The 14,626-nt window shown below is 59.9% G+C and carries 16 protein-coding genes; 11 read left to right on the forward strand and 5 right to left on the reverse strand.

Features of this window, described 5'->3' with window-relative positions; all coding sequences use genetic code 11:
• Positions 1–198: 198 nt before the first annotated feature.
• The 10 genes from ABWV64_RS03065 (at position 199) to accC (ending at position 11,411) form a co-directional block, all read left to right on the forward strand.
• Positions 199–1,545, forward strand: coding sequence for a substrate-binding protein (locus ABWV64_RS03065; protein ID WP_353342809.1), 1,347 nt, complete (start codon positions 199–201; stop codon positions 1,543–1,545).
• A 139-nt stretch (positions 1,546–1,684) separates the two neighbouring features.
• Positions 1,685–2,716, forward strand: coding sequence for a branched-chain amino acid ABC transporter permease (locus tag ABWV64_RS03070; RefSeq protein ID WP_353342810.1), 1,032 nt, complete (start codon positions 1,685–1,687; stop codon positions 2,714–2,716).
• 3 nt (positions 2,717–2,719) lie between these two features.
• Positions 2,720–3,922, forward strand: a complete 1,203-nt coding sequence (locus tag ABWV64_RS03075) for a branched-chain amino acid ABC transporter permease (RefSeq protein WP_353342811.1) — start codon at positions 2,720–2,722, stop codon at positions 3,920–3,922.
• 12 nt (positions 3,923–3,934) lie between these two features.
• Positions 3,935–4,690: an ABC transporter ATP-binding protein gene (locus ABWV64_RS03080; RefSeq protein WP_353342812.1), complete on the forward strand. Its 756-nt coding sequence runs from the start codon at positions 3,935–3,937 to the stop codon at positions 4,688–4,690.
• A gap of 15 nt (positions 4,691–4,705) precedes the next feature.
• Entirely contained in the window at positions 4,706–5,461 is a 756-nt protein-coding gene (locus tag ABWV64_RS03085; protein ID WP_353342814.1) for an ABC transporter ATP-binding protein, read from the forward strand.
• Positions 5,462–5,560: 99 nt separating this feature from the next.
• Positions 5,561–7,510, forward strand: coding sequence for an acetate--CoA ligase (acs, locus tag ABWV64_RS03090; RefSeq protein WP_353342815.1), 1,950 nt, complete (start codon positions 5,561–5,563; stop codon positions 7,508–7,510).
• Positions 7,511–7,823: 313 nt separating this feature from the next.
• Positions 7,824–8,678 (forward strand): hypothetical protein, encoded by an 855-nt coding sequence (locus ABWV64_RS03095; RefSeq protein ID WP_353342816.1) that lies wholly within the window; start codon positions 7,824–7,826, stop codon positions 8,676–8,678.
• Positions 8,679–8,848: 170 nt separating this feature from the next.
• Positions 8,849–9,385, forward strand: a complete 537-nt coding sequence (locus tag ABWV64_RS03100; protein ID WP_353344482.1) for a LuxR C-terminal-related transcriptional regulator — start codon at positions 8,849–8,851, stop codon at positions 9,383–9,385.
• Between the two features lie 180 nt (positions 9,386–9,565).
• Positions 9,566–10,051 (forward strand): acetyl-CoA carboxylase biotin carboxyl carrier protein, encoded by a 486-nt coding sequence (gene accB, locus ABWV64_RS03105; RefSeq protein WP_353342817.1) that lies wholly within the window; start codon positions 9,566–9,568, stop codon positions 10,049–10,051.
• A 10-nt stretch (positions 10,052–10,061) separates the two neighbouring features.
• Positions 10,062–11,411: an acetyl-CoA carboxylase biotin carboxylase subunit gene (gene accC / locus ABWV64_RS03110; RefSeq protein WP_353342818.1), complete on the forward strand. Its 1,350-nt coding sequence runs from the start codon at positions 10,062–10,064 to the stop codon at positions 11,409–11,411.
• Between the two features lie 59 nt (positions 11,412–11,470).
• Here the strand turns inward: accC and ABWV64_RS03115 are convergent, their stop codons facing one another.
• A complete protein-coding gene (locus tag ABWV64_RS03115; RefSeq protein ID WP_353342819.1) occupies positions 11,471–12,154 on the reverse strand; it encodes a class I SAM-dependent methyltransferase in 684 nt (227 codons plus the stop codon).
• A gap of 105 nt (positions 12,155–12,259) precedes the next feature.
• Here ABWV64_RS03115 and aat point away from each other — a divergent pair, with 105 nt between their 5' ends.
• On the forward strand, positions 12,260–12,907 hold the full coding sequence (gene aat, locus ABWV64_RS03120; RefSeq protein ID WP_353342820.1) for a leucyl/phenylalanyl-tRNA--protein transferase: 648 nt from the start codon (positions 12,260–12,262) through the stop codon (positions 12,905–12,907).
• Here the strand turns inward: aat and ABWV64_RS03125 are convergent.
• The 4 genes from ABWV64_RS03125 to ABWV64_RS03140 form a co-directional block, all read right to left on the reverse strand.
• Complete coding sequence (locus tag ABWV64_RS03125; protein WP_353342822.1) at positions 12,871–13,236, reverse strand: DUF2155 domain-containing protein; 366 nt, start codon at positions 13,234–13,236, stop codon at positions 12,871–12,873. The genes aat and ABWV64_RS03125 overlap by 37 nt on opposite strands.
• Complete coding sequence (gene mlaD / locus ABWV64_RS03130; RefSeq protein ID WP_353342823.1) at positions 13,236–13,703, reverse strand: outer membrane lipid asymmetry maintenance protein MlaD; 468 nt, start codon at positions 13,701–13,703, stop codon at positions 13,236–13,238. Before mlaD ends, ABWV64_RS03125 begins: the two co-directional genes overlap by 1 nt.
• Before the next feature lie 58 nt (positions 13,704–13,761).
• Positions 13,762–14,145, reverse strand: coding sequence for an NADH:ubiquinone oxidoreductase subunit NDUFA12 (locus tag ABWV64_RS03135; RefSeq protein WP_353342824.1), 384 nt, complete (start codon positions 14,143–14,145; stop codon positions 13,762–13,764).
• Between the two features lie 88 nt (positions 14,146–14,233).
• The gene (locus ABWV64_RS03140) at positions 14,234–14,590 is read right to left on the reverse strand and encodes a RidA family protein (protein ID WP_353342825.1); all 357 of its coding nucleotides are present in this window, start codon (positions 14,588–14,590) and stop codon (positions 14,234–14,236) included.
• Positions 14,591–14,626 lie beyond the last annotated feature (36 nt).

Here is a 14,626-nt window from a genome sequence, read left to right on the forward strand (position 1 = left end):
TCAAAGCGTTTCTGCAGTGCGGAAAAACTATTTTACAAGTTACGCCGCGTCTCTGTGTAGTTTTTTACAAAAAAATCGTGGAATTCAAGGCTGTTGTTGCAAAGTTTTCTGCGCAGGCGCGATACTGTCTTTGCACAAATGTGCGCGCGGGGGGCGCAGAGGAGGCATCCCCCGCAATTCATGAAACGGGAGGATATAATGTCCAAAAGTAATCTGACTCGCCGCGGCGTGATCAAATCCGGCGCCATTGCCGGTGCTGGTGTCGCCCTGCCGACGATCTTCACGGCCTCTTCGGCTGCCGCCTATACGAACGAGCCTACGGGCGGTTCGGTCACCCTCGGCTTTAACGTGCCGCAAACCGGCCCCTATGCGGATGAGGGCGCCGACGAGCTGCGCGCCTATGAGCTTGCGGTCGAGCACCTCAATGGCGGCGGCGACGGCGGCATGATGAACACCTTCTCGTCCAAAGCCCTCAAGGGCAACGGCATCCTCGGCAAGAAAGTCGAGTTTGTGACGGGCGACACGCAAACCAAATCGGACGCGGCACGTGCCTCGGCCAAATCGATGATCGAAAAAGACGGTGCCGTCATGATCACCGGCGGATCGAGCTCGGGCGTTGCTGTGGCTGTTCAAGGCCTGTGCCAAGAAGCCGGCGTCATCTTCATGGCCGGTCTGACCCACTCGAACGACACCACAGGCAAAGACAAAAAAGCCAACGGTTTCCGTCACTTCTTTAACGCTTACATGTCCGCCGCGGCCCTCGCGCCGGTGCTGTCCAAGCTTTATGGTAACGATCGCAAGGCCTATCACCTGACGGCTGACTATACATGGGGCTGGACGCAAGAAGAGTCGATCAAAGCCGCGACCGAAGCCTTGGGTTGGGAAACCGTGAACACGGTGAAAACCCCGCTCGCACAGACCGACTTCTCCTCCTACATTGCTCCGGTTCTGAACTCCGGCGCCGATGTTCTGGTTCTGAACCACTACGGCGGGAACATGGTCAACTCGTTGACCAACGCGGTTCAATTCGGCCTGCGCTCCAAGCAAGTGAACGGCAAGAACTTCGAAATCGTTGTGCCGCTCTTCTCGCGCTTGATGGCGCGCGGTGCGGGTGAGAACATCAAGGGCATCCTTGGCTCCACCAACTGGCACTGGTCGCTGCAGGACGAAGGCTCTAAAGCCTTTGTGAAATCCTTCGGCACCAAATACGGCTTCCCGCCCTCGCAGGCGGCCCACACCGTATATTGCCAGACCCTGCTCTATGCAGATGCATGCGAGCGTGCGGGCACCTTCAGCCCCTGCGGCGTTGTCGAGGCCCTCGAAGGCTTCGAGTTCGACGGTCTGGGCAACGGCAAAACCCTCTACCGTGCCGACGATCACCAGTGCTTCAAAGACGTTCTGGTTGTGCGCGGTAAAGAGAACCCGACCTCCGAGTTCGACGTTCTCGAAGTGGTCGAAGTCACGCCCGCCGCTCAGGTTACATACGCACCCGACCACCCCATGTTTGCGGGTGGTGCATTGGGCACCTGTAACCCCGGCGCGTAAGGCACACGCCAAAGACCGGTCGCGCTCTCGCAGCGCGGCCGGTTTCTTTCCGCTCGCCGTCGCTTGGGCCGAACCGGTCCGATCGCCCGCTGCGGAGCCTCTTTTAACCACCAAATAAAAAAACCCACGGGTGGGAACAATGGACGCAATCATCCTCCAAATTCTAAACGGGCTCGATAAGGGCTCGGCCTATGCGCTGATCGCGCTTGGGCTTACGCTGATTTTTGGCACGCTTGGCGTGGTCAACTTCGCCCACGGTGCGCTTTTCATGATCGGTGCCTTCTGCGCCGTCACGCTGAGCAAGATCCTCAACCTCAGCTTCGAAACCATCGATCCCACCAAGACCGACTTCCTTGGCAATCCGGCCAAGATCAAGACGACCTACGTGGAACAATGGTTCGGCAATGATTTCGGCGCGGCGCTTATCGATTGGTCCGTGCCGCTTGCGATCCTGTTTTCCATCCCGATCATGATTGCCTTTGGCTTCATCATGGAGCGGGGATTGATCAAACACTTCTACAAACGCCCCCATGCCGATCAGATCCTCGTGACCTTCGGCCTTGCCATCGTGTTGCAAGAGATCATCAAGGCCTTCTACGGCGCCAACCCGATCCCGACCCCTGCCCCCGATGTCTTCAAGGGCAGCTTTGATTTCGGCACGCTCTTGGGCTTTGATCCCAATGTGATCATCTACCCCTACTGGCGTCTGGTCTACTTCGGCTTCTCGGCCCTGATCATCTCGGGTGTCTTTGCCTTCTTGCAATTCACCACCTTCGGCATGGTTGTGCGCGCCGGTATGGCCGACCGCGAAACTGTGGGGCTTTTGGGCATCAACATCGACAAACGCTTTACCTTCATGTTCGGCCTTGCGGCCGCCGTGGCGGGGGTTGCGGGCGTGATGTATGCGCCGATCAACTCGCCCAATTACCACATGGGGATGGATTTTCTGGTCCTGAGCTTCGTTGTGGTGGTTGTCGGCGGCATGGGCTCGCTTCCGGGCGCCGTGCTGGCAGGCTTCCTCTTGGGTGTCTTGGAGAGCTTCGCCTCCATGAACGAGGTCAAATCGCTCATTCCCGGTATCGACCAGATCATCATCTACGTCGTCGCCATCATCATTCTACTTACGCGTCCGCGTGGCCTGATGGGTCGCAAAGGCGTGATGGAGGACTAATCCATGCTGGGTCTGAACAAAAAAGACTTCTCGCTTCTTCTGATCGTGGCCGTGCTGACCATGTGCGCGCCTTTCATTCTCAACCCCTTCCCCGAAGGCTCTGCCATGGCGCAGTTCAACGCGGGCTATCCCGATTTGATGCAGCGTTTCGTGATCTTTGGCATCTTTGCCGTCGGATTTAACATCCTCTTTGGCCTGACCGGCTACCTCAGCTTCGGTCACGCCGCGTTCCTCGGTGTGGGCTCCTACTCTGCGGTGTGGATGTTCAAGCTCTTGTCGATGAACGTCATCCCCGCGATCCTTCTGGCGGTGGTTGTCTCGGGGCTTTTTGCTCTGGTGATCGGCTTTATCTCGCTACGCCGTTCGGGGATTTACTTCTCGATCCTGACGCTGGCCTTTGCGCAGATGTCCTTCAACCTCGCCTATTCGGTGCTCACCCCGATCACCAATGGCGAAACCGGTCTGCAACTGACGCTCAGCGATCCGCGCGTTCTTGGCCAATCGGCCACGGCCGATGGCTCGATCCCTGTGACCTCGCTCTTCGGGATTGAAATGCGCTCGACCTACGAGATGACCGTCGGGCCGTGGCTGTTCCAGTTCAATGCGGGCTACTACCTGTGCGCCTTCATCTTGCTGCTCAGCTTCTATCTTGCGATCCGCATCTTCCGCTCGCCTTTCGGCCTGATGCTGCGCGCGATCAAATCGAACCAGACACGGCTCAACTATACCGGCCTCAATGCGCGTCCCTATACTTTGGCGGCTTTCGTGATCTCGGGCATGTATGCTGGACTGGCCGGTGCCTTGATGGCCTCGATGGACCCTCTTGCGGGCGCCGAGCGTATGCAATGGACCGCCTCGGGCGAGGTGGTGCTGATGACCATCCTTGGCGGCGCGGGCACATTGATCGGTCCGGTTCTGGGCGCAGGCTTCATCAAGTATTTCGAGAACATCTTCTCGAAGATCAACGATACAGTTCTGCACGGCTGGTTTGAATTCATGCCGGACGGCTTGGAAAACCTGATCGTCGGCATCTTGCACCCCTTCATCGGCAAGGGCTGGCACCTGACGCTGGGCCTGTTGTTCATGCTCGTGGTGATTTTCTTGCCGGGCGGTCTGGTCGAAGGCGGTCAACGCATCGGACGTTTGTTCAAGCGTAAGAAATCCGACGATGCGGGCGACAAAGCCCAATCCACCCCTGCAGAATAAGGAGACGTTAGAATGGGTATTCTAGAAGTCAAAAACGTCGGCAAACGCTTTGGCGGTCTGCAGGCTCTGGGCGATGTGAACCTCTCGGTCGCCGAAAACTCGGTCCATGCAATCATCGGGCCGAACGGGGCGGGCAAATCCACTTTGCTCAACTGCCTCGTCGGCAAATTGATCCCCGACACCGGATCGGTGATGTTCGACGGGCAATCGGTCTTGGGCCGCACGCCCTACGAGATCAACCAGATGGGCATTTCTCGCGTGTTCCAGACCCCAGAGATCTTTGGCGATCTTTCGGTGATGGAAAACATGATGATCCCCTGTTTTGCCAAACGCGACGGGGCCTTCCGCCTGCATGCCATCGAGCATACGCAGAACGAGAAAGACATCGTCGAGAAGGCCGAGAAAATGCTTGAGGATATGAACATGGCGAACAAGCGGCATATGAATGCCGCCTCCATGTCGCGCGGTGACAAACGCCGCCTCGAGATCGGCATGTGCCTTGCGCAAGAGCCGCGCCTTTTGCTGCTCGACGAGCCGACGGCAGGCATGGCGCGGGCCGATACCAACAACACCATCGACCTGCTCAAACAGATCAAGGAAGAGCGCGACATCACCATCGCGATCATTGAACACGACATGCATGTGGTGTTCTCCTTGGCCGAGCGGATCACCGTTTTGGCCCAAGGCACACCCTTGGTCGAAGACACGCCCGAAAACATCAAAGGCCATCCCAAGGTGCGCGAAGCATACCTTGGCGAGACGGCATAAGCGGAGGCATTCGATATGAACGTCAAACCCGACTTTTCCAAAGGCAAGAACCTTGCCGAAACCGCCCCCGCCTTCTTGTCGGTCTGGGAGATGGAAAGCTACTACGGCGAAAGCTACATCGTGCAGAACATTTCGTTCAACGTGCATGAGGGCGAAATCCTTGCGCTTTTGGGCCGCAACGGGGCGGGCAAAACCTCGACCCTGCGCTCCATCGCGCGCATGGACAGCCCGCAAGTCACCCATGGCGAGATTTGGCTTGATCACCAGCCGCTGCACAATATGGCCTCGCATCAGGCCTCTGCCGCAGGCATCGCGCTTGTGCCCGAGGACCGCTGCATCATCCCTGGGCTGACGGTCGAAGAGAACCTGCAACTGGCGCAAATCGCCCCGCCGATCGGCTGGTCGCTGGAGCGCCTTTACGAGCTGTTCCCGCGTCTGGGCGAGCGGCGCAAGCAAGAGGGCGTGACGCTTTCGGGCGGCGAGCAGCAGATGCTCGCCATCGCCCGCGCCTTGGCCCGCGACATCAAGGTTCTCTTGCTCGACGAGCCTTACGAGGGTCTCGCCCCCGTCATCGTCGACGAGATCGAGAAAACCCTGCGCATCATCAAGGAGCAGGGCATCACCACGGTGATCGTTGAACAAAACGCCGTGCGCGCGCTGGAGCTGGCCGACCGCGCGGTGATCCTCGACACCGGCGGCATCGTCTTTGACGGCGCGGCCTCCGAGGTTCTCGGCGATGAGGCGCTGCGCGCCGAATATCTGGCGATTTAAGCCATAAAGAGCCAAATCCGTCCGCCTTTGGTCCCGATTGAAAGGGCCACGGCGGACGGGTTACCCAGATCCAAACGAAATAGTAGTGAAGGCTATCCCATGTCCGATCAATCCTACCCGCCCTCCGCCGCATTCACCAAAGCGTCCCACGCCGACAAGGCGACCTATGACCAGATGTATGCCGCCTCGATCAATGACCCAGAGGCCTTTTGGGGCGAGCATGGCAAGCGGATTGACTGGATCAAGCCCTTCACCAAAGTGAAATCCTCCGACTTCACCCTCGGATCGGTCGATATCAAATGGTTCGAGGACGGCACATTGAACGCCTCCTACAACTGCATCGACCGCCATCTGGAGACCCGCGGCGATCAAACCGCGATCATCTGGGAGCCGGACAGCCCCGAGGATGAGGCGCTCCATATCACCTATAAAGAGCTGCACCGGCGCACCTGCCGCATGGCCAATATCCTCGAAGATATGGGCGTGCGCAAAGGCGACCGCGTCATCATCTACCTGCCGATGATCCCCGAGGCGGCCTATGCGATGCTGGCCTGTGCGCGGATCGGCGCGGTGCATTCCATCGTCTTCGCGGGCTTCTCGCCCGATGCGCTCGGTGCGCGGATCAATGGCAGCGACGCCAAAGTGGTGATCACCGCCGACGAAGCCCCCCGCGGCGGGCGCAAAACCGCGCTCAAATCCAACACCGATGCGGCGCTGCTGCATTGCAAGGACACGGTCAAATGCCTTGTGGTCAAACGCACGGGCGGTCAAACCACTTGGATCGACGGGCGCGATTACGACTATAACGAAATGGCCGCCGAGGCCGATGATTACAGCAAACCGGCGGAAATGAACGCGGAGGACCCGCTTTTCGTGCTCTACACCTCCGGCTCGACCGGTCAACCCAAAGGCGTCGTGCATTGCACCGGCGGCTATATGGTCTATGCCGCGATGACCCATCAATACACCTTTGACTATCACGAGGGCGACATCTTCTGGTGCACCGCCGATGTGGGCTGGGTCACCGGTCACAGCTATATCGTCTATGGCCCGCTGGCCAATGGCGCGACCACCATCATGTTCGAAGGCGTGCCGACCTACCCCGATGCAGGCCGCTTCTGGGCCGTGTGCGAAAAACACAAGGTGAACCAGTTCTATACCGCCCCCACCGCCATTCGCGCCCTGATGGGCCAAGGCAACGAATGGGTCGAGAAATACGACCTGTCGGACCTCAAGCTGCTCGGCACCGTCGGCGAGCCGATCAACCCCGAGGCGTGGAATTGGTATAATGACGTGATCGGCAAGGGCAAATGCCCGATTGTCGACACATGGTGGCAAACCGAAACCGGCGGCCATATGCTCACCCCCCTGCCCGGCGCGACGGCCACCAAACCCGGATCTGCGACCCTGCCCTTCTTTGGCGTCAAGCCTGTCGTTCTCGACCCCCACACCGGCGAGGAAATCCATGACACCGAATGCGAAGGCGTCTTGGCCATCAAGGACAGCTGGCCTGGCCAGATGCGCACGGTCTTTGGCGATCACGAGCGGTTCGAGAAAACCTATTTCTCCGACTACAAAGGCTATTATTTCGCCGGTGACGGATGCCGCCGCGACAAGGATGGCTACTACTGGATCACCGGCCGCGTCGATGACGTGATCAACGTGTCGGGCCACCGTATGGGCACCGCCGAGGTGGAAAGCGCATTGGTCGCCCACGCCAAGGTCGCCGAAGCCGCTGTCGTAGGCTATCCCCATGATATCAAAGGCCAAGGCATCTATGCCTATGTCACATTGATGAACGGGGTCGAGCCGACGGATGAGCTGCGCAAAGAGCTTGAAACTTGGGTGCGCACCGAAATCGGACCGATCGCCAAACCGGACCTCATCCAATGGGCCCCCGGCTTGCCGAAAACCCGTTCGGGCAAGATCATGCGCCGCATCCTGCGCAAGATCGCCGAAAACGATTTTGGCAGCCTTGGCGACACCTCGACCTTGGCCGAACCCGCCGTGGTCGACGAGTTGATCGAGAACCGCATGAACCGCGGGTGAACAGGTGTCACATGACGCATGCAAAGGCCGGAGCATTGCTTCGGCCTTTTCTTTTGCGCCGCGCCCTGAAAATCAGCCGCGCAAATGTGAATTTTTCTTCACATGTCTGAAGCTGTTAAGCTTTGCGAGGTAGACCTTGGCAAAGTCATCCACAGGGCCCTGCCCGCCGCCGCCCCCGCAAACCCCACGCAGGGTAGGGTTTGAACCGTCCAATTTCCTCAAGAATTACGTCCACTTAAGAGGTATTAATCGCATGTAAAGATTTACCTCTTAACCTCTGAGTCGTGTGGGGGGTAATCGAAGGATGTAACAAATGCTAGCGATGCGGATTGTCGGATGGGCGATGTCCAGCGTGCTGCAAGACGGCACGCAAAAGCAAATTCACCAAACACCTCAAACCGATACCTCGTCGGCGGGAACAGGCGCGCGCGGCTTTGTGCCCGGTGCGGCCCCTGCCACGGGCGCTCTCTCGCCGCCTTCGGCGATCAATCCGGCCACGGTTCTGGCCAATCCCGCAGGGGCAGAGAAATCCGGCACCGCGCAGGAGCAAAAAAACCAAGCCGCCGCCGATGTGGTGCGCCGCTCCGCCAACCCGTCCTCGAGCGAAAGCGCCGCGCGCGCCGCCATTGAAGGCGCGGTAGACCGCAGTGCGCCGCGCGCGCGCGAGGATCACAAAAGCCGCAAAGAAGACGCCGACGCCATGTTTGGCAGCCCCGAAGAGGAGGCGCGCGCCGCGGCTTTGGACGCCAAGCAAAACGCCGCCGCGCAAGCCGCATTCAAGGCCGAGCGGGACGCCAGCAACGACCACAACCTTGCCCTTGTGCAGGCCGAAAAATCCCAAACCGCGCAAAGCATCGAGACCCGCCGCGAAACTGCGCCGCCCCAGCAGACGGCCACACAGAGCGAGGATGCGCTGCGCGAGCAGGCCGAAATTTCCTCGGCCGAGAGCCATGCCCGCAGCCTCGCGTTGCAAGCAGAACTGCGCGCGCAATATCTGGTGCGCGAGATTCAAGCCGCCGTGCGTGAGGCCAAGCAAAGCGCGATTGAAGCTGCCCGCAATGGCGAGAAGGTCGGCGGAGTGGATATTCCCACCTCGGATCAACGCTTTGCCGCAAGTCAGGTTCTGGCGACTTATAACGCCGCCATCGTCGCCAGCCGCGCCGCATAACCCTGCGCCGCGCTCGCCGCAAAAGCCAAGCCGCAGGCAGGCGCAGGTGCAATATTGCGCTTTACGCCTGCGGGCCAGTGGGTCCACAATAGGCTATGGTCACCCAAACACGCAGCACGCCGCCCTCCTCGCACCCCATCGATCCCGCGGATCGCGCCGCGCCGCAATCGCTGTCCGATCTGGCCTTCGACTATGCGCCGACGGGCTTGGTGGTCTTGGAAAATCGCATCGTGCGCCGCTGCAACCAACAATTCGCGCGCATGTTCGGCGGCACACCCGAAAGCTATATAAACACCCAGTTTTCCGCGCTCTACCCCTCCCTTCAGGAGTTTGAAACCATCGGTGCGCGTTGGCGAGAAGGCATGCGCAGCACCGGTAGGCATCAAGATGAACGCATCATGCGCCGCCGCGATGGAACGTTGTTTTGGTGCCGCGCGCGCGGGCAATCGCTCACCCCCGAAGACCCGTTTCGCCAAGGTGTGTGGTCCTTTGCCGATATCTCCGAAGAGCGCCCCTTGGTCGAGTTAACGCGCCGCGAGCGCGATGTCGCGATCCTCACCTGCCGCGGGCTAACCTGCAAGGAAATCGGCAAGGAACTGGACCTGAGCTACCGGACAATCGAGGTCTACCGTGCGCGGCTTTTGCAAAAATTCAAGGCGCGCAAGCTGGCGGAATTGGTGGCGAAATTGTCGGGAACCCCCCTTTAAGCCATATCGCCCTACCCGTTTTGACGCAAAATCGGGGATTTTCACCTCGCTTTCCCACAAGAGTTAGCGCAAAGAGGAAGAAATTGCCCGCTTTATTCGCATCCACGCATGCCATATAAGCAGGCCAGATTTGGTAGCGCGCACAACAAAGATGAGCGCATCTGACCGTTTGAGGACAACATGACAAAAAACACCCATGACTCCGATGTGGCCTTTATTCAGGCACTGGCCGAGCTTTTGCGCGAAAACGATTTGACCGAGTTGCAGGTCAAACGCGAATATGGCGAAGACGACAGCCTCAACGTGCGCGTCAGCCGCAAAAAGGAAATCGTCACCCAAGTCGCGGCGGCCCCTGCCGCCGCTGCCGCACCGGCGCCCGCCGCCGCACCGGCCCCAATCGCCCCCGCCGCCGAAGAAGACCCCGCCAGCCACCCCGGCGCGGTGACCTCGCCCATGGTCGGCACAGTCTATATGCAAGCCGAACCCGGCGCGCCCTCCTTCATTTCGGTCGGCGCTCAGGTCAGCGAAGGCGACACGCTGTTGATCGTCGAAGCGATGAAAACCATGAACCATATTCCGGCGCCGAAATCGGGCACCGTGAAGCGCATCCTCGTCGCCGATGGCGATGCGGTCGAATATGGCTCGCCCCTCGTCGTTATCGAATAAGGCGCAGCATATGTTCGATAAAATCCTAATTGCCAACCGAGGCGAGATTGCCCTCAGGGTCATCCGCGCGGCCCGCGAAATGGGCATCCAATCGGTCGCGGTGCATTCCACCGCCGATGCCGATGCGATGCATGTACGCATGGCCGATGAAAGCATCTGTATCGGCCCGCCCTCTTCCGCCGACAGCTACCTGTCGATCCCCGCGATCATCGCCGCCTGCGAAGTCACCGGCGCGCAGGCCGTGCACCCCGGGTATGGCTTTTTGTCGGAAAACGCCAATTTCGTGCAGATCATCGAAGATCACGGGCTGACCTTTATCGGCCCGACTGCCGAGCACATCCGCGTCATGGGCGACAAAATCACCGCCATCGACACGATGAAGGCGCTTGGCGTGCCCTGCGTGCCCGGATCGGGCGGCGGCGTGCCGGACCTGAAAACCGCGCAAAAGCTGGGCGCTGAAATCGGCTATCCGGTCATCGTCAAGGCCACCGCTGGCGGCGGCGGGCGCGGCATGAAAGTTGCCGAAACCGCAGCCGAGATGGAAAGCGCCTTTATGACGGCGCGCAGCGAGGCGAAAGCCGCCTTTGGCAATGACGAGGTCTATATCGAGAAATATCTGACCACGCCGCGCCATATCGAAATTCAGGTGTTCGGCGATGGCAAAGGCCGCGCCGTGCATTTGGGCGAGCGCGATTGCTCGCTGCAGCGGCGCCACCAAAAGGTATTCGAAGAGGCCCCCGGCCCCTGTATCACCCCCGAAGAGCGCGCCCGCATTGGCAAAATCTGCGCCGATGCGGTGGCCAAGATCAACTATACCGGCGCGGGCACCATCGAGTTTCTCTATGAGAACGGCGAGTTCTATTTCATCGAAATGAACACCCGCCTTCAAGTCGAGCACCCCGTCACCGAGGGGATTTTCGGCGTGGACCTCGTGCGCGAACAAATCCGCGTTGCCGAAGGCCTGCCCATGTCCTTCGAGCAGGACGATCTGACCATCAACGGTCATGCCATTGAAGTGCGGATCAACGCGGAAAAACTGCCGAAATTCTCGCCCTGCCCTGGTAAGATCACGGCCTATCACGCCCCTGGCGGGCTTGGTGTGCGCATGGATAGCGCGCTTTATGACGGCTATACGATCCCGCCCTATTACGACAGTTTGATCGGCAAGCTGATCGTCCACGGCCGTGATCGCAACGAGGCCTTGGCCCGTTTGAACCGCGCTTTGGGCGAATTGATTGTCGATGGGGTCGACACCACCGTGCCGCTCTTCGATGCTCTTTTGCAAGAGCAGGACATTTTGGATGGCAGCTATAACATCCATTGGCTCGAAGACTGGCTTGAAAACAAGTTTCAACCCTAAGCGGTTGATATAAATGACAAACGCCCGCCTTTTCTGGCGGGCGCTTTCATTCAAGCGCGCTACAAATCGCGCGGGACCAACGTGCAACTGGCGCGTTTCTCGCCGTGGGTGGCAAAATAATCAGCCAGCCCGATGCGCCCGTCCTCGGGCACTTGGGTCCAATCTATCCACTCCAGCTCAAAATCGAGCGCCTCGGCAATGACCTCCAAAGCCCGCGGGCTGGGCACGGCGCGCGGACGGAGCGGGCCGCCGCCCCCCTCGCCGCTTGGCACCGGCTGGCTGACGATACGCAAAACCGGATCTTGCGAGATCAAGAACACCCCATCAAGGATCACCAAACGCGGCCCGAGGGCGCGGATATGTGAGAAAAGCAAAAACAGATCGGCGACGTCTTCGAGCAAATCGAACATCGCCACCACATCGTAGCGCCGTTCGGCCCGCACCTCTGCGCTCAGCTCCTCCATCGGATCGGCGCAGCGCAAATCGATACGCTCGCGCAGGCCGATATCGGGATAGCGGGTGAATTTGCTCACCTGCTCTGCGCTTTTCTCGACCCCGACAACTTGCAGCGCCCCCGCCGAAGCAAAAGCGTAACACCACCGCCCGTCTTCGGCCCCCAGATGCAGCACAGAGCTATCGGCAATCACATGACGATATGCATCAAGCAACACCCCGTGGCGCGCATGCATGCGGCTGACCATCATCATCGCCGGATTGTCCGGCCCTTCTCCACTTCCACTCATTTCAAGACCTCACTGGAAACTTCACCAAAGATCAGCCTAAATGGCGGGGCACAGTGCTCCGTTAACGTGCGCCGCAATAATCCGAACGAGTTTCGCAGTATTTGAATGACCATCGCCGCCCAGATCACGCCTGATACCTTGCTTGAGGCCTACCGCATCGGGGTATTCCCGATGGCCGAGCATGAGAACGACCCCGAAGTGTTCTGGGTCGATCCGCGCCGCCGCGGGCTTTTGCCGCTGGACGGGTTTCACCTGTCGCGCAGCCTGCGCCGCCGGATGCGCAGCGGCGGCTATGAGGTCACGTTGAACCGCGATTTTGACGGGGTGTTGCGCGGCTGTGCCGACCGCGAGGAAACATGGATCAGCGCCGATATCGCGCGGCTCTATCGCGCCTTGCACCTGCGCGGCGAGGCCCATTCGATTGAAATCTGGCAAGAGGGCGCGCTGTGCGGCGGGGTTTACGGCGTCACCTGCGGCGCGGCATTTTTCGGGGAAAGCATGTTCTCGCGGCGCACGGATGCGTCAAAACTGGCGCTGGCGCATTTGGTCGACCATCTACGCCGCTGCGGATTTACGCTGTTTGATACGCAATTCACCACGCCGCATTTGATCAGTTTAGGCGCGATTGAAGTGCCGCGCAAAGACTATCACGGGCTGCTCAACGCGGCATTGGATGTGCCTGCCGACATCACCGCCCTGCCGCTCTGCGCGGCGCCTCAGGAGGTTTTGCAGCGGATGACCCAAACATCATAACGCGCATGATCCAGCGCGCTGAGCGCGGGCGAAGAGGCAATCATCCAGCCGCTGTAAATCGGCACGTCCTCGCCCCCGTCGCGCACCGTGACATGGGCATAGGCATCCCCCGAAGGATCGCCCGCCGGAAAGCGGCATTCGGACAGATCGACGCGCAAAAGCCCAAGGTCAAAGCCGCTGCCCGCGCCCACCGTATGGTCGAACACCTGCCCCGAAACCTTGTCGAGGGTGCGCAAGATGGCGCCATCGGCTTTGCTGGCCTGTTGCTGCGCTTTGAGGGGGACGGCGGCAAGACCCGCGAGCACGGCCACCAAAAGCACGCGGCGCATCAATTCGCCGCCGCGTCAGCCGCGCTCCCGTCGCCTGCGACAAATTTCATCAGCAAGGAAATCAGGCTCACCGCGCCTTGGGTGAATTCGATCTCGTCGCCTGCAGCGAGGTAGAAGGGCGACCCGCCTGGCATGATCTCGACGAAATTGCCGCCCAGCAGCCCTTCGGAGGAAATCGACACCGCGCTGTCGTCAGGGATTTCAATGCCGCTCGACACGGTGAATTCAGCCGTGGCGCGATAGGTTGCCGGATCAAGGTCCACATCCGTCACTGTGCCGATCTTGACCCCCGCGAGGCGCACATCGGTGCCGACGCTCACCCCTTCGAGCGAGCGAAACGACGCCGTCAGCGGGTAGCCTGCGCTGCTCGCGGAATAGCCCGTGGCCTGCCCCGCATAGAACAAAAAGCCGATCGCCGCGGCCAGAACCGCGCCGCCAACAAGGGTTTCGGTCGTGTTTTCAGACATATATCTGCACTCGCATTCTGCGTCGCGGAAGCGTGGTCAGGCGCGGCGCGCCCGCCATTTATTCCGGCGTCCAAGCCTCGTAATCGCTGCGCTCGGCAGGGGCCTCGCGGCGAATGGAGCCTGCCGGAGCATAGGCCAAGGGCGTGCCGGTCAGGTTCGGCTGATGCGGTTTTTCCCATGTCTTATGCACCATCGGGCGGTCGGTGGGCGGCTCTTTGAACGTATGATGCAACCACCCGTGCCAATCGGCGCCAATGCGGCTGGCCTCGGCCTCGCCGTTGTAAATCACCCAGCGGCGCTTGCCATCCACGGTGCGGTAATAGCGGTTGCCCTGCTCGTCCTCGCCCACTTTGACGCCTTTGCGCCATGTATAAAGCTGTGTGTTCAAGGTCTGGCCATTCCACCAGGTGAAAACACGCAAAACACTGTTCAGAATACCCATTGGTCTCTCCGCAACTAGTCCCATTCCATATGACCCAAAACCGCACCGAGGTCCAGTGCCGCCGCGCCGTCGCCGCCCGCTTGGGCGGTTATTCCCCTGCCAAAGCCGTTACTTCGATCTCGATGCGGTATTTATCGTCGATCAATCCGCATTCGACCATGGTCGCGGCGGGCGGCGCATCGCCGAATACCTCGTGCAGAACTGGCCAGCAGGGTTCGAATTCGCTGCGGTCGGGCAAGTAGTAGGTCACCCGCACCACACGGTCGAACCCGCTGCCCGCCTCGGCCAAAGCCTTGCCGATGGTCTCAAGCGCGGCGCGGCATTGCGCCTCGACGCTGTCGCCTTGGCCGACCGTGCCGGCCACATGCACAAAACCGCCCGCGACAACGGCGCGGCAATAACCGATTTTCGCTTCGAACTCACCACCGGTAAAAATGCGTTTCATTTGACGTGATCCTTCATTGCGCCTTTTGCTGCTGCG

It is taken from the genome of Litorivita sp. NS0012-18, from assembly GCF_040371945.1.
In the GTDB taxonomy this organism is placed as follows: Bacteria; Pseudomonadota; Alphaproteobacteria; order Rhodobacterales; family Rhodobacteraceae; genus Litorivita.